The organism is Tenacibaculum xiamenense (genome assembly GCF_964513065.1).
Classification (GTDB): domain Bacteria; phylum Bacteroidota; class Bacteroidia; order Flavobacteriales; family Flavobacteriaceae; genus Polaribacter; species Polaribacter xiamenense.
The window spans coordinates 16,545-37,090 of record NZ_CAZEQU010000035.1 but is presented as its reverse complement, the minus strand read 5'-3'; the positions used below and the strand labels follow the sequence as shown (position 1 = coordinate 37,090).

The window sequence follows — 20,546 nt, the reverse complement described above, 5'->3', positions numbered from 1 at the left end:
CCCATAGGCTTATGTACGATCCTCTCCCTTGGCAACAAGGGAGAAGGACACTCTTTAGATAGAAGTTAGAATTGAGAAGAGAGAATTTAGATATATTTAATCTCGATACTCAATACTAAATTCTCAATACTTGAAAAAGCGATATGATTTTAGCAATATGTTAACTTATACAGTTGAGAGATACTGAAACGATTTAAGGTGATTATAGCAATGGGGCTCACCTCTTACCATTCCGAACAGAGAAGTTAAGCCCATTAGCGCCGATGGTACTGCCACTGGTGGGAGAGTAGGTCGTTGCCTTTCTTTTAAAAACTCCTCATTACTTAATGTAATGAGGAGTTTTTTTTTATCCTTATTTTACTTCTAATATCATTGAATTAAACAACATCTTAAAATACCCGTTTTAGCCATTTTTACTATTAAAATGGCTACTTGGTTAGATATTAATAATAGTTGGAAGAAATGTATCTTAAAATAACTATATCGGTTTCGTTAGGAAGAAACTGATTGCTTAAACAATAAAATATTCCAATTCAAAATGACCTAATAGATATCAACTATTGAAAATGGGAAATCAACATTATTAAACTATAACAATGTTTTCATTATAGCTAAAGTACCATGCCCAAAGGGGAATTCAATTAACGCTTTCTGTTAAGCTCTTATAATGAAATAGATACGTTTTTTTTTTGATAAAAAAAGGGATTGAATTTTATTAAATAATTAATTTTCAGAGGGTATTTTTTAATATTTAGTTTAAGTTAATTTTTAGAGGTTTCTTAAATTTATAGGAGAACTTTAATCCCCCAAAATGAAAATACTTCACACAAGTTTCGAGTGCCACCCGGTAGCCAAAGTTGGTGGTTTAGCCGATGTCGTCGGTGCATTACCAAAATATCAATCGAATTTTGATATAGACTCCTTTGTAGTAATGCCTTTTTATAAAAATACGTATTTGAAAAAGAAAAAACTTCAAGAGGTATATAAAGGTACTATCGATTTAAATGGTAACACTTACGAGTACGTCGTAAGTAAATTTGAATCAAAAAATATCTCTTACAAATTATTTTTAATCCAAATCGTTGGGTTACTGGATACTGAGAATGTGTATGGTTATACAAATGAAACACATCGATATATCGGTTTTCAGAAAGCTTTATTAGATTGGATACAACAGAGCGATTTAAATTTTGATGTTATTCATTGTCATGATCATCACACTTCATTAATACCTTTCTTTATTAATCACTGTTCAGATTACAAATATTTGCAAAATATTCCAACGGTATTAACCATTCATAATGCACAGTATCAAGGACAGTTTTCTCATGAAAATTTAGATTTACTTCCTGAATTTGATTTTACGAATGTGGGATTGTTGGACTGGTATGGTTCGGTAAATCCTCTAGCTGCAGGAATTAAATGTGCGACTAAAGTGAATACAGTTTCGCCTTCTTATATGGAAGAGCTAAAAGAAAGTGCTTGTGGCTTAGAAGGACTTCTTTCTTCTGAAAGTCAAAAATTTTCCGGTATTTTAAATGGAATTGATACGTCCGTATGGAATCCAGAGACGGATAATTCATTATCTAAGAATTATAAAGTAGGCAATGTTATTTCTGGAAAAAAAGCAAATAAGTTAGCCTTGTGCAAGGAATATGGTTTTAACCCAGATTTACCACTATTCGGATTTATAGGAAGGTTAGTCTATGAAAAGTCGGCAGACTTACTTGCAGATGTTATTCGTGAAGTGCTTTCAAATAATAAAGAACTTAACATTTTTATTTTAGGTTCTGGGAATGAAGAAATAGAAAAAGATATTGAGCAGTTAAAAGAAGAGTTTCCAGAGAACTTTAACGCATATATTGGATATGACGAAGCGCTTTCTCACCTAATATATGCAGGAGCAGATTTTTTACTGATGCCTTCTAGAGTTGAACCTTGTGGTTTAAATCAAATGTATTCATTACGATACGGAACAGTTCCAATTGTTCGAAGAACGGGTGGTTTAAGAGATACTGTGATTGACATAGGAGATGGTGGATTTGGTATTTGCCATGATCAAGCTTCTGTATGGGATATTTGCTATTCTATTGGTAGAGCTATAGAACTTTTCAAAGATCAAAAGAGTTTTAGGAAAATCCAGAAACAAATAATGAAAATCGATAATTCTTGGGATAAATCAGCCAAAGAATATGTAGATCTATACAAATCAATCTAACCAAAAAATAACCAAACTATCATGATTAACAAAAAAGTTCTCGCAATAATATTGGGAGGAGGTCAAGGGTCGCGCTTGTCTCCTCTTACTGATAAACGCTCAAAGCCTTCGGTTTCTATGGCTGGGAAATATAGACTAGTGGATATTCCTATTTCCAATTGTATTCATTGCGATATAAAACGAATGTTCGTGCTTACTCAGTTTAATTCGGCTTCATTGAATAGACACATAAAAAATACATACTCCTTCAGTAGCTTTAGTGAAGCTTTTGTGGATATAATGGCAGCTGAGCAAACACCCGAAAATAAAACATGGTTTCAAGGTACAGCTGATGCTGTGAGGCAATCAATGCATCATGTTCTTAATCATGAATTTGAGTATGCTCTTATTCTATCTGGGGATCAGTTATATCAAATGGATTTTAATAGAATGCTGGAACAACATATTCAAAAGAAAGCTGAAATTAGTGTCGCTACCTTACCAGTTACTTTTCAAGAAGGGACTCAATTTGGAATATTAAAAACGGATAGTGATAGTTTTATTTCTTCATTTGTAGAAAAACCATCGGAAGATGAATTAAGAGGATGGGAATCGCAAGTTGATGAAGAAATGCAAAAGGAAGGAAGAAATTATCTTGCTTCAATGGGAATTTACATATTTAATCGAGACTTACTTGTTGAGATAATGTCGGATACAAGTACTACGGATTTTGGTAAAGAAATAATACCAAATTCTATAGGCAAGAATAAAGTTTTAGCATATCAGTACAAAGGATATTGGACAGATATAGGAACAATTGGAGCTTTTTTTGAGGCAAATATAGGTTTAACTGAAGATGCGCCTAAGTTCAATTTATTTAATCAAACAAAAAGTATTTTAACTCGCCCGAGAATATTACCTCCATCAAAGATTTATGGGACAATACTTAACAAATCCGTAATTGCAGACGGGTGTATTATTAATGCAAAAACAATTGATACTTCTGTTATTGGAATAAGATCACGAATAGGAAAGGGATGTGAGATAAAAAATACCTATATGATTGGAGCCAACCAATACCAAGATAAAGAACTTCTTAAAGGCAATGAAAAAGAAGAAACACCTAAAATTGGTGTAGGTGATAATTGCGTAGTTGAAAATGTAATTATAGATAAAGATGCAAGAATAGGAAATAATGTGGTCATAAAAGGAGGTAAGCATCTTGAAGATACAAACGAGAAGTCCTATGTCATTAAAGAAGGAATTGTTGTTATAAAGCGTGAAGCTGTAATTGAAGATGGTTTCGTTTTACAATAGCTTTAAAACATATAGCCAGAAAAAAATAATTAGAAACAGAGAGGTAAAACCGCACTTAATGAGTAGAATTATTTTATGAAGAAAGTTATAGCACATAGTTTATTTTCGGAATTTGATATTGGATTGTTTAAACAAGGAAAACACTATCGATTATATGAAAAATTGGGGTCTCACATAGCAACTGTTGATGACGTAATTGGAACATACTTCGCAGTTTGGGCTCCTTCAGCAAAAGCTGTTTATGTTGTAGGTGATTTCAATTGTTGGACGGATAATGAGCATTTACTTAATGTAAGATGGGACGAATCTGGTATATGGGAAGGCTTTATTCCTAATGTGGGAAAAGGAAGTTTATACAAATATAAAATTCATTCGCATAATGATAATATCATAACGGAAAAGGCAGACCCTTACGCCAGGCGATTTGAGCATCCTCCAAAAACGGCTTCAGTTGTTTGGCAGGACTCATATCAATGGGAGGATAATGAATGGATGAAAATAAGGAAAGAGAAAAATGCTCTAGATGCTCCTTTTTCGGTATATGAAGTTCATTTAGGGTCATGGAAAAGAAAATTCACCGATAATAATAGGTCTTTATCTTATATTGAACTAGCAGATGAGTTGGTCGCATATGTAAAGTACATGAAATTTTCTCATGTTGAAATTATGCCAGTAATGGAACATCCTTATGATCCTTCATGGGGATATCAAATTACAGGGTATTTTGCTCCAACTTCTCGATATGGATATCCAGAAGAGTTTAAATTTCTTATTGACAAGTTTCATCAAAATAATATTGGTGTTATTTTAGATTGGGTACCATCTCATTTTCCTGAAGATAAACATGGGTTAGGTTTTTTTGATGGATCACATTTATATGAACATCCTGATAGAAGAAAAGGATACCATCCTGATTGGAAGAGTTTAATTTTTAATTATGGAAGAAATGAAGTAAAAAGCTTTTTAATAAGTAATGCTCTTTTTTGGTTGGACCAATATCATATTGATGGTTTACGAGTGGATGCCGTAGCCTCCATGATTTTTCTTGATTATTCAAGAAATTATGGAGAATGGGAACCTAATATGTATGGTGGGAATGAATATTTAGAAGCAATAAATTTTTTAAAAGAGTTGAATGAAGAAGTGTATTTGTCATTTCCAGATGTACAAACAATTGCGGAAGAATCTACCGCTTTCCCTAAAGTATCGAAGCCAACGTATTTAGGAGGACTTGGATTTGGAAAGAAATGGATGATGGGATGGATGCATGATTCTTTACAATATTTTGGTAAACAGCCTATATACCGTAAAAGTCATCAAAATGATTTAACCTTTAGTATGACCTATGCCTTTTCGGAGAATTTTATGCTACCATTATCTCATGATGAAGTTGTTCATGGAAAGAATAGTATAATAGGTAGAATGCCAGGTGATGAATGGCAAAAGTTTGCCAACTTAAGGATATTATATAGTTATATGTTTACGCATCCAGGAAGTAAGTTACTTTTTATGGGAGGCGAATTCGGGCAGCATGCTGAATGGAATTTTAGAGACAGTTTGGACTGGTATGTTTTGGAGTATGATTTTCATAAGGGAATTCAAAAATTAATAATAGACCTTAATTTTCTATATCAAAATTACCCAGCGTTGTATGAAAAGCAATTTGAAAATGATGGTTTCGAATGGATTGCTTATGATGATTTTGAAAATTCAGTAATCAGCTATTTAAGAAAAGGTAAATCTGAAGATGATTCAATAATAGTTGTATGTAATATGACACCTGTGCCTAGAGAGGTATATAGAATTGGAGTACCCAAGGGAGATACATTAGTTGAAATACTAAATAGTGATGAGGAAAAATATGGAGGAACCGGAAATTATGAGAATAAAAAAGTTCGAATTGAAAAATCCAAATGGAATCATAGAGCGTATTCATGTGAAGTTGCTTTGCCTCCTCTTAGCACAACCGTTTTTGCAATAGAATAAAAGCTTTGAAATAACAAAAAACATGCTATAAACTGAATTTAAACAAGTAAGTATCTATCTCAATTACAGAGAAAATCGACTAAACTTATATCGTATGATAATTAACACCCAACTTGAAAATAAAGGGAATCTTTTTCCCGGAAAAGTACTTTCTTTTTACCAAGATGTTGATAAAATCTATTTTAAAACTGAAAACGGAGTTATACTTCAAATAACTATAATACGGGGAAGTGTAATAAGGTTTAGGTATGCTACCGATAATAATTTTGAAAATGATTTTTCCTATGCCATAAGCAATGAAGGAGCAAGAGGTTATAGCAAATTAGAAGTTGGAGACTATGAAAACCACTATAAAATAAAAACAAAGAAAATTGTTATTGAAATTAGCAAATCAGATTTAAGAACTTCAATTTTTGATATTTCAGGTAAGGTTATTTGTAATGATGATTGGGGCTTTCATTGGGAGCAAAGTTATGAATATGGTGGAAATATAGTTAAAATGAGTAAGTCCGCTCCTCAAGGAGAATGCTATTATGGACTAGGAGATAAAGCAACGCATTTAAACTTAAAGGGAAAGAGGTTCGAAAACTGGGCAACAGATCAGTATGCTTTTGGAAAGGATCAAGACCCTTTGTATAAAAGTGTTCCATTTTATATTGGAATGTATGAAGAAAGAGCATATGGGATTTTCTTTGATAATACATTTAAAACCTTTTTTGATTTTTGTAACGAGCGAAGAAATGTAACTAGTTTTTGGGCTCATGGAGGAGAAATGAATTATTATTTCTTTTATGGCCCAGATATGCAAGATGTAATAACAAGATATACTGATTTAACTGGGAAACCTGAACTACCTCCATTATGGGCTTTGGGATACCATCAATGTAAATGGAGTTATTATCCAGAATCAAAAGTAAGAGAAATCACGCAAAAATTTAGAGAATTACAAATTCCGTGTGATGCCATATATTTGGATATTGATTATATGGATGGCTTTCGATGTTTTACATGGAATAAAGATTATTTTCCAGATCCAAAAAAAATGGTTTCCGAATTGGAAGAGGATGGATTTAAAACCGTAGTAATTATCGATCCTGGAATTAAGGTTGATGATGATTATTGGGTTTACAAAGAAGCTTTAGATAAGGATTATTTTTGTAAGAGAGCTGATGGTCCGTATATGAGAGGAAAAGTTTGGCCTGGAGAATGTTATTTTCCTGATTTTACCAACCCAGAAGTTAGAAAATGGTGGTCAGGTTTATTTAAGGAAATTATTGATGATATAGGAGTAAAAGGTGTTTGGAATGATATGAATGAACCAGCTGTTATGGAGGTACCTTCCAAAACTTTTCCAAATGATGTTCGTCATAATTACGATGGTAATTTCTGTAGTCATAGAAAGGCTCATAATATTTATGGAACACAAATGGCGCGGGCTACCTATGAAGGTGTTAAAAAGTATGCGTATCCGAAAAGACCTTTTATCATAACTCGTTCAGCTTACTCTGGGGCACAACGATATACTTCTTCTTGGACAGGAGATAATGTAGCGTCATGGGAGCATTTATGGATTGCTAATATTCAAGCACAACGTATGAGTATGAGCGGAATGTCATTTACAGGAAGTGATATTGGAGGATTTGCCGAGCATCCAACAGGGGAGTTATATACAAGGTGGATTCAACTAGGAGTATTTCATCCATTTTGTAGAACACATTCTTCTGGAGATCACGGGAATCAAGAACCTTGGACGTTTGGAGAAGAGGTAATAGAAGTAACTAAAAAATATGTTGAATTACGCTATCAATTACTTCCTTATTTATACACCATGTTTTGGGAATATGCTGAGTATGGAATCCCTATGCTTAAACCTTTAGTATTATTCGATCAATACGATTTACAAACTCATTACAGGACGGACGAATTTATATTTGGAAATCAAATTTTAGTGTGCCCTGTTCAAGAGTCAAACTCTAAAGGAAGGAGAATGTATATTCCGAGAGGGAATTGGTACAACTATTGGACTAAAGAGTATATTACCGGAGGAATGGAACGATGGGTTGATGCGGATATAGATATAATTCCAATGTTTATAAAAGAAGGAGCTCTAATTCCTAAATATCCCGTTCAACAATATGTAGGAGAAAAAGAAATCAAGGTGTTAAAACTAGAAGCATATTTCAAGTTAGGAGCAAAGGAAGTATCTAAGGTTTATGAAGATGCTCAAGATGGTTATGATTATATGAAAGGAAGATATAGTTTAAGAACTTTTACAGTTACAGGAAAAGAAAAAGAAGTAATCATTCAGCAACATAAAGATGGAACTTTCATTACGGAATACGATACCATCGAATTTGAATTTATAGGTTTACCTTTTACTATAAAAGAGGTAGAAGTGGATAATGTTATAGTTGATTTAAGAAGTGTTCAGAGCTCAGAGAATGATACTATTTTGGGTATTCCAAAAGACTTTAAAGAAATTCATGTTATAGGATAACAACAAAATAAAAGCTCAAGATCTAAATCTTGAGCTTTTTTATAAAGTGAGAGTTATTTTTTAATAAATTTTATCATTTTCATTTGACCTTTATAGGCTATTCTAATGAAATAAACTCCTGGTTGATAATGACGAATGTCCTTAGTATCATGTTTCACTTCATCGATATAATTTCCAGACTGATTATAAATTTTAATGCTACCAACTCTATTACGCAATGATAGTGTGTTATTTATTGGGTTACCAGCTAAAGTAGTTGCGATTGGAGCAGCGCTACAACTACCCAATCTTTTCCAAACTTGAGTGTATATGTTTGGAAATGCATACCTACTCCACCATATAGCTTCATAAAGAGTATTTCTATAAACCACCTTATCTCTTATTCTATAAGTTTTTGAAGGTTGCCATTGTTCAATATTGTCGCAAACACCCCCTGTACTTGGATTTTTAACCTGAATTTGCACAGTTTTTATTGAAGAAGCTCCCTTAGAATCAGTTGCTTTTACGCTAATTGTAAAATTACCATAACTACTAGGAGTCCATTGTGCTGTGTTGGAATTAAATGTTTGTCCACCAACAGTTATTTGTGTGGTTGTAGTATCACCATCCAGATCACTAATATTAGCATTAATAGCAATTGGTTGGAAAGTTGTTTGCTCAAACACTTGACCATTACTTGGCCTAACAATGGTAATTGATGGAGGATTATTGTTTGCTTCTTTTATGGTAACATTTATAGTTGAACTTCCTGTTTTTCCGCCAGCCGTTGTTGCGGTTCCTTTAATAGTAAAACTGCCATATCTCGATGGTGTCCATGAGGCTGTTGTTCCAGTAAAATTTTTATTATCAACATTAATAACTGATGAATATGAACTACCGCCAGTATTTGAAACATTTATTCGGATTGAAACGGGCTTTAATTGGTTTTGAGTTATAACTTGATTGTTTGTTGGCGTAACGAATGCAACCGTTGGATTTGTTCCATTAGAAGTTCCTGTAATCGACCCAGAAATACCATACCAACCCAGAGATGAGTAACGAGAAAATCCGTTACTAGGTGTTCCTTCTGCACCACTTTCAACAATTAAAGTATAATTCCCTGAAGGAAGGTTTTGATTGAAAGTGGCTTTACGGTCTTTTTTGGGATTACTTTGTGCAACAGTAGTTCCACTTGAGTTTATAATACGAGCTTCAATATCTAAGAAAGTAATATACTCAATAGGTTTAACTGTTAAGTTTACTTTGCCTCCTGAACTTCCAATTGAAAAACTAAATCTGTCAGTATCCGTATTGGTTTCTATTAATCCTTTATTGTTTTCTTGATTAACCGTTCCATTGGATATTTGCAAGGCTTTTCCTTGTGAATTATCGTCTTGACGATATGCTAAATAACGTCTGATAAGTGTTAAATCGTTTTCTCTATTGGTAGCAGTATTGTATTCTCCTTTACTATACTGATATAACGGATTTGCCCATGAGCTTGAGAAATAATAATTCCCCATAATTGGAACCCATTGAAATTCAGGTATTCCTTGATAGTATTCACCTCCAGGTGTTCCTCTATCATGACTTAAGCCCAATTGATGTCCGACCTCATGAGCAAGAGTAAGCCCTAAAAATTTAGGGTTTGTTTCTTTATAAATGATCGATGGTCTTGAAGTTCCGAAGGAATTTAGATACGCATATGAACGCCCTGATTGATTTTTCATTTGCGCAATTCCTGAGTTTACAACAGGAGTAGCTGTGTATACAGAATGATCTGTTGTTACATTAACATTAAAAGCAGATAAAGCTGAAGCTAAGCATTGATAAACTTTCCATATATCCTCCTTAGAACCAAATTTAGGATTTGCTCCATTCATTATTTCCCTTAAATCAATATACATTACTTTCGAAGCTCCAGGTAAACTTTGAAACTTTCTAACATCGGTTCCAGGATAATTTCCAATATGTTCTTTGTGATCGTGCTTATGCTCATGGTGTACATGGTCTGGCTTTTCGAAGTTACAAACTGAAACCAATTTATGAGAAGGAACTTTTTGAACTGTTACTTTTCCTATTTTGTTAGTCGTATATTCATAACCATAGCTTTTAGTTTGATCTAAAGCATAACCGTATATATTCTTCTTATTTCCTCGAAGAATAAAAACAGAATTTTCATTTTTTTCAATATTTCCATTTAAAGACATTTCACCATTTTCATGGTAATAATCTTTTAAAGAAATGGAAAGTGAGCGACCGTTATTTAATTTAAATCGAATTTTACGGCTTTGTTTGTTCTCTAAATTCTTTTTGGCGTAGATGTTTAGGATATCTTGAGGGGTTCCAATTTCGATCTTTTTTGATTGTAATTGGGCGAAATTTATTGATGTGAATAGGCACATCAAACAGATTAGAAAGGGTTTGAAGGTTTTCATAATTAGTCCAAATATTAAGTTATTAATGGTTAATTAGCTTAATAGTTGATGTAATCGGATATCACTGATATATAAAACCTTCTAATTGTGTGAAAATAAAGAGGTTAGTTTTTTTGTTCTAAAAAAATCTCTGAACGGTGTTGTTTTGAATACGAAAGGAGAGAAATATGGGATTAAAAACAAGTTATGTCCAAAAACCAATAGAAATTCCAGATACATAACTTCGGCCTTCTCTTAGTTTATATTAATATCAATAATTGAAAAATTATATAACATTCTTTTCTTCGGAAAGAAAATTCTACACTTCAGAAAGATGTTTTCTATCCTTTTCGATTCAAACATAATTTTGATATGACAAATTATTAATTATAAAAAATAAATTATGGGGAAAATTTCAGACAAAGGAATTAATGAGAAAGTAGTATTCAAAGTATTAAATTTCTTGAATAATGCCAAATCAGCTGAGGAGATAGCCTATATTGAAAGAACCGTTTTAGGGCTTGAAGACCAGTTAAAAGATTACAATATCGGAGAGATTGTGGCACAGCGTATTATTGATAAAAGGGATTCTCTTCAAGGATTTTCTAAATTATCTGAATTAAATAATATAAAGGGGTTTGGAGTTGATAAGTTTAATGATTTAATTAACTCTTTTAAGGAGTTGGAAGTGCCTAAGGTAACTGAAAGTAAAGCAGAACCTCTATTTAGATTTGCATCATTTAGTTACATCAATACAAAGACTCAAAATGTTTCCAAGAAAACTCAAGAAGCCGTTGATAATGGGCGTCAAAAGGGTAATAATTTTACTAAAGTTAGAGAGTTTGGGGATCAAGAAATTAAAACCTTAGAGGAGGCACATATTGCAGCACTAGCTAGGTATGATATAAACTTTATCAAAAATCTATTAACAAAACTAACTCATTTAAGTAAGGAATATCATAGCTTAAAAAATGAAGAACTAAAAATATCTTCTATAAGCTATAATAAACTAATTGAACAGAAAATCAAAAAATATGAGGAGAGCCTATCAGATGATGATAAAAAGAGATTGGAGGTTAAAAAAAATCAATTATCGGAAATATTGAATGCTGATGAAAAAATAGAGCAAAAAGTTTATACTCCGGTCTATCCTTCCTCTTTATTTCCTGATTTTAAATTTAGTTACATGGCATTTTCTTCTATAGAGCATTTAGCAGAAAGACTTGAAGAACATGAATTACGCTACTTAGAAAGGAATAATTTTCTTGATTTAGATTTTCTTTTACTTCAAAATAAGTTAAATGAAAAGATAAAAGAAAAACAATCTATAGCCGCTTATCCTGAGTTAAAATGGAAGAAAAAGGTAGCAATACATGGATCGATAATTTCTCTTAAGAATAGATATAGAAATGGTTATGTAGTTTCGATAAATAAACAAGAGAAAACATTTTTTTTAAGTTTAATTACACCAAGTAAGAAATCTTTTATTACCACGGCAAATTTATTATTATTAATAGATGGCAAAGAATACCAAACGGAAACGGTAAATACAATGGAAAGTAAAACACGTCAATTGTTTTTCAAAATGACCATTAGTAATATGCCGGAGCTAAAACCTAACACTTTTTTTTCTTACGAATTCAATATTGAACTAAATTCTGGCGAAAAAATTAGCTTTAAAGAAATAGTTTCTGCTCAAAATGAAATGTGGATAGGTCAGTATACTTATAAAGAAAACCAAAATAATCAAATCGAAAAAAGCTTTAATAATAATATAAGGGTAGATGATTTACACGGTATTATGAGGGTTGCTAGTGTCGATTTGATGTTGGTAGAACAAGAGTTATGTTGTTATGTTCCAGGTGAGGTGGCACATATTGAGAACATAATGGCGAGAGAGTATAAAGAAAAAAGTACAGAATATTTAGAAAGAAGTGAAAGTACCTATACTCAAGAGAACGAAACAGAAATCGTTGAGAAAAACGATACAACTTCTGCAGAAAAACATGATTGGAATAAGGAAATAAAGCGAACTATAGATAATAACACGGATTTCAATTTAAGTGGAACAGTATCATATGGATCCAAAGATGGGCCTTGGTATGCTAATATTAATTCAGATTTAGGTATTGCCCATTCTAAATCGCAATCTAATACCAATGCTCAATCGTATTCTGAAGAAATTACTAAAACTGCTTCTGAATCCATTAGAAATAAAAGTTTTGAAAAAAGATCTACAACACTTATTAAACAATTTAAAGAAGAGAACAAACATGGGTTTGACAATAGAGGTGGCGATCAACATGTATCCGGGGTTTTTAGATGGATCGATAAAATTTATAAAAACAGAATAATCAATTACGGAAAGCATACTTTGTTAGAGTTTATGGTTCCAAAACCTTCTGAGCTATATGTTCAGACATTGGTATCTGAAGATACTAATAATGACCTACCAGAGCCACCAGTAAAACCTGATCTTAAATCGTGGCAAGATGTTACCAGAGATAATTACTTAAAGTATATTAATGATTTTGGTGTAGATGATTATGAAGAGCCAAAAGATATGTATAAATACGAGAAATTTGAGAGTGGTACCATTGATGGAAAATCAGAATTTCTTAAGTTAATCTCGGTAGATAGAGATTTCACCTATACAATACCAACCGATTATTATTTGGAAGTAGTACGCCCAACTTCATCTTATGGAATTACAGGAGATAATATAACGGGTAATATCCACGCGTTTTTCAAAGTAGAAATGCTACATTCCAATTATAATTTTCAGCTGTTGTACCAGAATTTGGGATATTCTATAGCTACAAATACATATATAACTTATCCGATAATAGAAAATCATTTGTTTAACTATGATACTCTAGTAAATATAAAAATATCAGGTAAAGGAGTTTCGAAAGTTAATCATGTAAACCTAGATTTTAGGCTTAAACTAAAAGCATCTGTTTATCAACAATGGCAAAAGGATACATATAAAAGCATTATGGATGCATATCAAGTACAACTTGATAAATACAATGCGAATCTTGCAGCAGCAAATCAAGCTAATGGTAATAATAATGATGCCGATGCTTCTGTATATGATGCTAATCAATATAAAAACCCAGGATTTTATAAAGAGATTGTTAACACTGAACTTAAGCGCTTATGTATCGAATTGTTGTTTTCTCAAAGTAATACATCCATAGATAGATGTGAGAATTATTATGAAATAGATGATAGTTGTATTTGTGATGATGGAGAGAAAGGGCTTCCAGTAATTTCAAAGGATAAATTAGCAAAATTTGATCATTATGCTTCGGTAGTAAAGTTGTTTGAGCAAAGCCTGTTGTGGTCGGTTATGTCTTTTAATTTATATGATTATCACTGGGCAGAAAAGTGCGATTGGGCAAATATGTTGCATAACAATGATACACCAGATAATGATTTTCAGAAGTTTTTAAAATCGGGTATGGCACGTGTATTAGTTCCTATAAGAGAAGGCTTCGAAGAACCATTAATCAACTTTATTACTACTGGCAACGTTAGTCTTGATCCAAATAAACCAAATGATTTTCCTTTCTTTTTATCCATTATGGACGAATTAAAGAAACCTGTAGGTGAAATTGTAGGAGATTCATGGAATACAAAAGTACCTTCAACTTTAACATTAATTCAAGGAGATACTGTATTCCTTCAAAACCAAGGATTACCATGCTGTAGTGATGTTTCTGGTAATAATGGAATTAGCCCGAGCAAAGCTAAGTTAGAAGGAGGAAAACATGAGTCCGGGGAAATTGAAGAGGAGAAATAAAAATTAATTTAACTAAAATATACCTGTTTAGTATAAACAGGTATATTAAAAAATAACGAAATGTTTGAATTAGGAGATAAGTTTAATATTAGAAGTTTATTTGATTGGGAAAAAAACAAATTAGATGAAAGGTCTTATTCTTTTAACAGAGTGTCAGAGTCTTTTGTTACTCTTTGTGATGATCAATCATTACCGCCCAAAGGTATCTATTTTATTGGCAGTAGGACAGTAACTGATAGTTTTGAGAAAAAAGTTAGAGAGTTAGAAGCTAACTCTTTAAGATGGTTGTTTGGAAAGGGGCACGAAGGGTATAAGGATGGTTTTTTAGATCAACCTTATGACTTACCAGCAGAAAGACTAAAATGGTTGAAGGGATCAAGAGCAAAAAATATAAAGGGATTATTTGAGAATAAAGTCGTTTCTCGTAAACATCTTTCTTTTGAATCGAAGTTTTATGGGTATTCAATAATTGGAATAGCTGATGTTAAAGAAAATAATGATAGTGTTTATTTCAAGTTTTGGTATTTTGATTGTTCCAAGAAGTTAAAAGGAAAAATACCTCCGAATGGAATTGATATACAATCTTCATATGAAGATGGGAATGGGGAGACATATATTTATAACCGTAAATTGAGAGGAGATGTCCCTATAGTTTCTGGGATCCTCCCAGGTTGGTCTACAGCACCAAACGGAAGTTCAGTTTCATATTTTAAATATGGTATAGGTTTTTATAATCGGGTTTTAAGCCTAGTGAGAGGTATTGAGTATTCAGATAAGCCAGTAAGAAAAATAAGAGAAGAATATGAGCTAGATCATGGTTCTGTCAAATTTTCATACAATAAAGGAGAGCGACTACTAGAAGATATTTTATCAGTAGAAACTAATTCTAATGAAAAACCTGATCTATTAGGAGGAAGGTCACTCTTTTTTGAGAAGGAATTTCTAGTTGAAGGGTTCGTATCATTTGAGTATAACGTAACTCAAGTTTTCATATCGGAAGGAGGAAAGGAGATTAGGAATAAAGTTACTCCTATATTAGTTCAAAGAAAGTTTAAATCTAAAGCACTGGTTTTTTATGTTAACAATCAAAAGGAAAATGTAGTATATACTCAATTTAATTATTTCAGCATAAAAGTTGAGTTAATGGGAAAATGGATAGAGAAAGGCAAAAAGTTAAAATTTGAAGATTTTATTTATAAAGATAAAGAAAAATTAGAAGAGAGATTAGCCAACTAGTTTAAAGAAGTCTTAACGATAATTTTTTTGTGTGAAAGAAGTAGATTGGAGGATAAACAACAATTATAAAAACAAAAAAGTCGAAACATTTGTTTCGACTTTGAGCGGGAGACCGGGTTCGAACCGGCGACATTCAGCTTGGAAGGCTGACGCTCTACCAACTGAGCTACTCCCGCGGTAAAGCTTTGTGCAATTTCTTGCTATGTTTTTAAAAATTTGAGCGGGAGACCGGGTTCGAACCGGCGACATTCAGCTTGGAAGGCTGACGCTCTACCAACTGAGCTACTCCCGCAGTAAAGCGGTTGCAAATATAAAACCTTTTCTAGAATCTACAAGGGTTTTTTAAGTTTTTTTGCCATGTTTTTTTGTTTGTTTTTGTAAGTTTCATAGAATCAATATCTTCTGTTTATTTTTTTTCTAAATCAATAATGTTACATCGAATAGGAAAAGTTGAAATACTGGCTCCAGAAGATAAATTGCGAACAAAATCAATTGCTTTTATCACATCATGGGTTTGTATTTTTAATTCATTAGAAATACGACCGTCATTTGTCATGTCTGTATTAACTACACTTGGACATAAACAGCATACTTTTATATTAAAAGGTAGTAATTCATCATAGAGTGACTGACTATAACTAACAAAAGCAGCTTTTGAAGCTGCATATGCCGCTATTTTAGATACCGGTTCTAAACCAGCCATTGATCCTAAATTATAAATTTCACCATGTCCTTGCTTTTTCATTTTTTCAGCAGCAATATTACTTATAGCCATGTTAGATATCAAGTTGATATTCATTAACCGTGTTATTTCACTAACCGATAATGTTGTATTACCAGTCATTAATATTCCTGCATTATTAACAACAACATCGATGGTTTTATTTAGATCTACAATGACTTTAATTTTGGATTCAACTTCTAATGGATTATTGAAATCTAAGGAAATAGTTTCAATATCAATCTTTTGGTGTTCGTTGTTTATTGCTGATTTGAGTTTATTAAGATTTTCATGCTTTCGAGCAATTAAAATCAGGGAGTAGTTTTGGGAAGCAAAATAATGTGAAATAGCTTTGCCAATGCCACGACTAGCTCCTGTAATTAAAGCAAGTTTTTTCATTTCAATAAAAGTATTAACGGTTGTTATTGTTCAGAAAAGGGTTGTTTTTATCATATACTTTTACAAAATGAAATCCATAAATTTCAAAACCTTCATTGTAATAAAATTTATGTGATTTTCTATTCCCCGTATAAGTATTTAGTTCTATGGCTTCGCACCCCTTGGATTTTGTGTATTCGTAAATCCAACTAAAAAACTGTTTGCCTATATTTTTACCTCTATATGATTCGTCAAGTACAACATGATCGGGTTCAACACTCATTCCTGAATAATGGCGTACGCTATACCATAACCCCGAAATACCAATAAGCTTGTTATCATGATAAACACCTACACACTCGTAATTTGGGCACTCAATCATTCTTAGTACTCTTTCTTTAAGTATGTCTTCTGGGGTAGTTGAATTAATAACTGTGAGTAGAGGAAGAATGGTTAAAATTTCCTCTTTCTTAATTGCGCTAAAATTTAAGTTCATTTATAAAAGATAATCGTTGGATTATAGCTAATCTTATTCAACCTTTTAGTTTTGTGAGCTAAAACTAGTTTTTCAGCAAATCAAAAAGTTTGAGAGAGTTTGCTAATTTAGTTTGTTTTATTTTTGTGAAATTACTGCTTAAATATGAATTAAATGGAATTTACTATTGAAAAAATAGAAACTAAGGAAACATACGCTTTAAGAAAAAAAATACTAAGAGAGGGAATAGATTTACCTTATCAATTTGAAGGAGATTTTGATCAAAGTACCTTTCATTTAGGAGCTTTTTTAAATGGTAAATTAATAGGGATTGCCAGCTTTATGAAATCGAACAATGATTTGTTCTCATCAGAGCAATATCAGCTAAGAGGAATGGCTACATCGGAAGAGGTTAGAGGTAGAGGTGCAGGAAAAGTATTAGTAAATTCAGCAATTGAAATACTTAGAAATAAAGGTGTAAAAACAGTCTGGTGTAATGCAAGAAAAGAGGCCACTACTTTTTATAAAAAATTAGGTTTTAAAGTAACAGGTAATTTATTTATAGTTGAAAAAGTAGGCCCTCATTTTGTTATGTTTTTCGAGCTTTAAATTACTCTTCAGTTTTTAAAGCTTTTAATTTTTTGATACCATCAACTAAAAACCATCCAGCAAACAATACCCTTACAGCTAAAAAGATAAATTTATTTTCTGTGCGAAAGCCAAAAAGAACTCTGTAAGATTCTTTATCAATTGAAAATGAACGAATAGTTGCATAAATAATTAGCAAACCTATAATAATATATATGACAGGAAGTATTTTTTTCAAAGTCTTGAGTTTAGGTAGTTGTTCTGTTTGATGGAAAATTTTAGACCTTTATTTTTTATAAAAGGTCTAAAATCTAAATATCTTATTAATTTGCAGGTATTTTTATATGATATAACTTTCTGCTTTTATTATTTAATTTAGTTTCCCTTAACCAAGGATTGGCCAACTTGAGTTCTTTATAAGTAACTCCAAAATGCTTGGCAAAACTAGCAATATTAACAATTGCAGTATCAACCGGAACTTCATATGATTTAGTAGGTTTATACAAATCTTCTTCATTATAAACAAAACCATATTTTTTTGGGTTAGAAATAATTTCTTTTAATGCGAGAATTCTAAATACATACCTTGAAGTTTCTTCATTTAACAATAAATCGAAATAATCTGAAGCTTGCTGTTCTCTCATTCGTTTAGAAATTCTTCCCTCACCGGCGTTATAGGCAGCTGCGGCTAAAGTCCAAGAGCCAAATTTTCTTTTTGATCTTTTCAAATACTTAGCGGCAATTTCGGTAGCTTTTTCAAGGTGATATCTTTCATCAACATTATTATTAACTTCCAAACCATATTGCCTAGCTGTACCTTTTAAAAATTGCCAAAAACCAGCAGCACCTGCATACGATTTTACATTCATTAAACCACTTTCAGCTAAGGCTAAGTATTTAAAATCATCAGGTAAACCATATTTTTGTAATAGAGGCTCTATTACAGGGAAATATTTATGTGCTCTTTTAATAAGTAAAAGTCCATTAGATTGCCAATATGTGTTAACTAAAAGCTCTCTATCCATCCGCTCTCTAATATCCTGTCTTTCAATAGGGATTTTCTCCCCAGCTAAATTCATATTTGAAGGCAGCTTTACAGCCTTAATTTCGTAGTTTTCAGCTACATTTTTAACAGTTGGTTCGTTCTCTTTACTAATCGTATTAACAAGTAGGGTTGCCGTACATGTAATGGCTACTATAGGTAATAATCGTAATACTTTATTCATATTGCTTCTTTTTTAACTGTTATATGATCTAATTTAACAAAAAACATTCCGTTTCTAAAATTTTTGAGATAGTTTTTGCTTTGTTGAGTATCATAATATGCGTTCCTTTCTCTATAATTAAGGCCCCTTTAATATTCTTTATAGGGAAAATCTCATCATTATCTCCATGAATATGAGTTACATAAGGAAGTGTGTTACTTTGTTTCCAATGTAATACATTAAAAATGGCCCATTGTAAATATGTTTTATCTCGTACAGATAAATATATTTTATAAAGCTCAGCTCGCTTCTTTAAATAGTCATTAAAAAAATATTGTTCATACTTTTCAATATTGGAAATAATTTTTGAAGGAAATAATTTATAGGCTTTGGTAATTTGAGCCAACTTAAGTCTGTTTGGAAGTTCTTGATTATTCTTTATACTTGAAATAATAATAACTTTGCTGCATGAAATATGTTTACTCATTTCTTGTACCATAACACCTCCAAACGAAACTCCAACTAGTATTGGCTTTTCATGATGAATTTTTTCACACATTCTTTTTGCGTAATCATGAATGGGCTCATTTAAATTTGAAGGTAATATCCAGTCCAAAAATATTAATTCGAAATGTTCTTCGGGAAGCGAAATGAATTCGAATATTTTAGTGTTGGCTGCGAGACCTGGTACAAAGTAAATGGGAATTTTAGTCATTATTCTAGAAACTTTCTTTTATATAACATATCGCCAATATATTCATGAATCTCTATCAATTCATCCGGTAAATCTTTCCAAAGGCGAATTTTTACTTGTTTATTATTATAGGTAATATACGTACTTGCCAAATCCATAATTTCTGGGTCGTCGTATACGTCGTTAAAACTATTAAAGTCTTTTTTAGCAAGCTTATCTTTTAACGTTTTTAACTCATTATCTTCTAGTTTAAACGTTTTAACACCTTCTTCTTTTACATACTGAATTCCGTTGTAAGTGAGGTTACCTTCTTTGTCAATGGTTAACTCATATACAGGACAGTCACCAAAACATGCAGTTTTGCTCAATGAAATTAATACTTTTTCTTCTTCTGCTATAGCCTTATCAATAGCCTCTTTACTGTTTTCTGTAACAAATTTAAAAGCACCTGACTCCTTTAAACGTTGTATCCATATATCGCGATCGTCATCAGGAAGGGTCACAATTCCTATTTTAGTCACCTTAGAATCGTAATTCGTATCTTTCCATGTAATACTACTATTTTTCAATAATTCTAAAGCTTCATTACTATCTTGTGCATATTTTAGTACCACAACTAATTCTTTTGAGTAATCTTTTTCAGGAATAACCGTTTTTTCAACAGTAATTTCTTCTTCTTTTGGAGTCTCGGTAGTTTTTTCAATAGAAGGAGTAACTTCTTTTTCTTTTTTTGGTGAATCACATGACAGTGCAAATAATAATGCAAAGAATAAAATGTATCTCATGATGTTTGATTTTTTTGTTAGATAATACACTCTAAAAATACATTATTTTTGAGGAAATATGATATCAGAAAGTGGTAAAATAAAAAAGGAGAATGGATCTTATTCTGTTGATAATAATACCAATAACAACAATTATTTAGTCTAGTCTGGCTGTTGGAATTTCAAATTTCTACGTTAAAAATACTCGTCTTAACTATAGCTATGCCTGCGTTTTTTGCCTTGAACTTTAATGTTTTACTCGATAAGTGAGATTAAAATGCTCC

General features: G+C 32.0%; 14 protein-coding genes, 2 tRNA genes and 1 rRNA gene. 8 read left to right on the top strand and 9 right to left on the bottom strand.

What is annotated here, in order from left to right; translation table 11 throughout:
- Window positions 1-194: 194 nt before the first annotated feature.
- From rrf to ACKTTV_RS16850, 5 genes are all read left to right on the top strand, one after another.
- Window positions 195-303 (top strand): 5S ribosomal RNA (gene rrf / locus ACKTTV_RS16870).
- A gap of 508 nt (window positions 304-811) precedes the next feature.
- Entirely contained in the window at window positions 812-2,218 is a 1,407-nt protein-coding gene (locus ACKTTV_RS16865; RefSeq protein WP_408032041.1) for a glycogen synthase, read from the top strand.
- A gap of 21 nt (window positions 2,219-2,239) precedes the next feature.
- Complete coding sequence (locus ACKTTV_RS16860) at window positions 2,240-3,514, top strand: glucose-1-phosphate adenylyltransferase (protein WP_408032040.1); 1,275 nt, start codon at window positions 2,240-2,242, stop codon at window positions 3,512-3,514.
- A 75-nt stretch (window positions 3,515-3,589) separates the two neighbouring features.
- Entirely contained in the window at window positions 3,590-5,500 is a 1,911-nt protein-coding gene (glgB, locus tag ACKTTV_RS16855) for a 1,4-alpha-glucan branching protein GlgB (RefSeq protein WP_408032039.1), read from the top strand.
- A gap of 94 nt (window positions 5,501-5,594) precedes the next feature.
- A complete protein-coding gene (locus ACKTTV_RS16850) occupies window positions 5,595-7,997 on the top strand; it encodes a glycoside hydrolase family 31 protein (RefSeq protein WP_408032038.1) in 2,403 nt (800 codons plus the stop codon).
- Between the two features lie 53 nt (window positions 7,998-8,050).
- On the opposite strand, the gene ACKTTV_RS16845 is transcribed toward ACKTTV_RS16850, so the two are convergent.
- The gene (locus tag ACKTTV_RS16845; protein WP_408032037.1) at window positions 8,051-10,414 is read right to left on the bottom strand and encodes a T9SS type A sorting domain-containing protein; all 2,364 of its coding nucleotides are present in this window, start codon (window positions 10,412-10,414) and stop codon (window positions 8,051-8,053) included.
- Window positions 10,415-10,796: 382 nt separating this feature from the next.
- Between ACKTTV_RS16845 and ACKTTV_RS16840 the strand changes: the two genes are divergently transcribed.
- Both ACKTTV_RS16840 and ACKTTV_RS16835 read left to right on the top strand, forming a co-directional pair.
- Complete coding sequence (locus ACKTTV_RS16840) at window positions 10,797-14,201, top strand: hypothetical protein (RefSeq protein ID WP_408032036.1); 3,405 nt, start codon at window positions 10,797-10,799, stop codon at window positions 14,199-14,201.
- 60 nt (window positions 14,202-14,261) lie between these two features.
- Complete coding sequence (locus ACKTTV_RS16835; RefSeq protein ID WP_408032035.1) at window positions 14,262-15,437, top strand: hypothetical protein; 1,176 nt, start codon at window positions 14,262-14,264, stop codon at window positions 15,435-15,437.
- A 103-nt stretch (window positions 15,438-15,540) separates the two neighbouring features.
- On the opposite strand, the gene ACKTTV_RS16830 is transcribed toward ACKTTV_RS16835, so the two are convergent.
- From ACKTTV_RS16830 to ACKTTV_RS16815, 4 genes are all read right to left on the bottom strand, one after another.
- Window positions 15,541-15,613 (bottom strand) — tRNA-Gly (locus tag ACKTTV_RS16830).
- 43 nt (window positions 15,614-15,656) lie between these two features.
- Window positions 15,657-15,729 (bottom strand) — tRNA-Gly (locus ACKTTV_RS16825).
- 114 nt (window positions 15,730-15,843) lie between these two features.
- Window positions 15,844-16,557 (bottom strand): SDR family NAD(P)-dependent oxidoreductase, encoded by a 714-nt coding sequence (locus ACKTTV_RS16820; protein WP_408032034.1) that lies wholly within the window; start codon window positions 16,555-16,557, stop codon window positions 15,844-15,846.
- Between the two features lie 13 nt (window positions 16,558-16,570).
- Window positions 16,571-17,032, bottom strand: a complete 462-nt coding sequence (locus ACKTTV_RS16815) for a GNAT family N-acetyltransferase (RefSeq protein WP_408032033.1) — start codon at window positions 17,030-17,032, stop codon at window positions 16,571-16,573.
- A gap of 153 nt (window positions 17,033-17,185) precedes the next feature.
- Here ACKTTV_RS16815 and ACKTTV_RS16810 point away from each other — a divergent pair, with 153 nt between their 5' ends.
- Window positions 17,186-17,620: a GNAT family N-acetyltransferase gene (locus tag ACKTTV_RS16810; RefSeq protein ID WP_408032032.1), complete on the top strand. Its 435-nt coding sequence runs from the start codon at window positions 17,186-17,188 to the stop codon at window positions 17,618-17,620.
- 1 nt (window position 17,621) lies between these two features.
- Here the strand turns inward: ACKTTV_RS16810 and ACKTTV_RS16805 are convergent, their stop codons facing one another.
- From ACKTTV_RS16805 to ACKTTV_RS16790, 4 genes are all read right to left on the bottom strand, one after another.
- Window positions 17,622-17,837: a hypothetical protein gene (locus ACKTTV_RS16805; protein ID WP_408032031.1), complete on the bottom strand. Its 216-nt coding sequence runs from the start codon at window positions 17,835-17,837 to the stop codon at window positions 17,622-17,624.
- An 85-nt stretch (window positions 17,838-17,922) separates the two neighbouring features.
- Complete coding sequence (locus tag ACKTTV_RS16800; RefSeq protein ID WP_408032030.1) at window positions 17,923-18,825, bottom strand: lytic transglycosylase domain-containing protein; 903 nt, start codon at window positions 18,823-18,825, stop codon at window positions 17,923-17,925.
- A gap of 28 nt (window positions 18,826-18,853) precedes the next feature.
- Window positions 18,854-19,519 carry an alpha/beta hydrolase family protein gene (locus ACKTTV_RS16795; RefSeq protein ID WP_408032029.1) on the bottom strand — a complete coding sequence of 222 codons (666 nt, stop codon included), beginning with the start codon at window positions 19,517-19,519 and terminating at the stop codon, window positions 18,854-18,856.
- Window positions 19,519-20,283, bottom strand: a complete 765-nt coding sequence (locus tag ACKTTV_RS16790) for a DUF6438 domain-containing protein (protein ID WP_408032028.1) — start codon at window positions 20,281-20,283, stop codon at window positions 19,519-19,521. Before ACKTTV_RS16790 ends, ACKTTV_RS16795 begins: the two co-directional genes overlap by 1 nt.
- Window positions 20,284-20,546 lie beyond the last annotated feature (263 nt).

Coding starts and splice junctions, on each gene's coding strand:
- ACKTTV_RS16815 (WP_408032033.1), bottom strand. CDS start 17,032: ATGAACTTAAATTTTAGCGCAATTAAGAAAGAGGAAATTTTAACCATT.
- ACKTTV_RS16850 (WP_408032038.1), top strand. CDS start 5,595: ATGATAATTAACACCCAACTTGAAAATAAAGGGAATCTTTTTCCCGGA.
- ACKTTV_RS16840 (WP_408032036.1), top strand. CDS start 10,797: ATGGGGAAAATTTCAGACAAAGGAATTAATGAGAAAGTAGTATTCAAA.
- ACKTTV_RS16810 (WP_408032032.1), top strand. CDS start 17,186: ATGGAATTTACTATTGAAAAAATAGAAACTAAGGAAACATACGCTTTA.
- glgB (WP_408032039.1), top strand. CDS start 3,590: ATGAAGAAAGTTATAGCACATAGTTTATTTTCGGAATTTGATATTGGA.
- ACKTTV_RS16790 (WP_408032028.1), bottom strand. CDS start 20,283: ATGAGATACATTTTATTCTTTGCATTATTATTTGCACTGTCATGTGAT.
- ACKTTV_RS16820 (WP_408032034.1), bottom strand. CDS start 16,557: ATGAAAAAACTTGCTTTAATTACAGGAGCTAGTCGTGGCATTGGCAAA.
- ACKTTV_RS16845 (WP_408032037.1), bottom strand. CDS start 10,414: ATGAAAACCTTCAAACCCTTTCTAATCTGTTTGATGTGCCTATTCACA.
- ACKTTV_RS16865 (WP_408032041.1), top strand. CDS start 812: ATGAAAATACTTCACACAAGTTTCGAGTGCCACCCGGTAGCCAAAGTT.
- ACKTTV_RS16800 (WP_408032030.1), bottom strand. CDS start 18,825: ATGAATAAAGTATTACGATTATTACCTATAGTAGCCATTACATGTACG.
- ACKTTV_RS16860 (WP_408032040.1), top strand. CDS start 2,240: ATGATTAACAAAAAAGTTCTCGCAATAATATTGGGAGGAGGTCAAGGG.
- ACKTTV_RS16835 (WP_408032035.1), top strand. CDS start 14,262: ATGTTTGAATTAGGAGATAAGTTTAATATTAGAAGTTTATTTGATTGG.
- ACKTTV_RS16795 (WP_408032029.1), bottom strand. CDS start 19,519: ATGACTAAAATTCCCATTTACTTTGTACCAGGTCTCGCAGCCAACACT.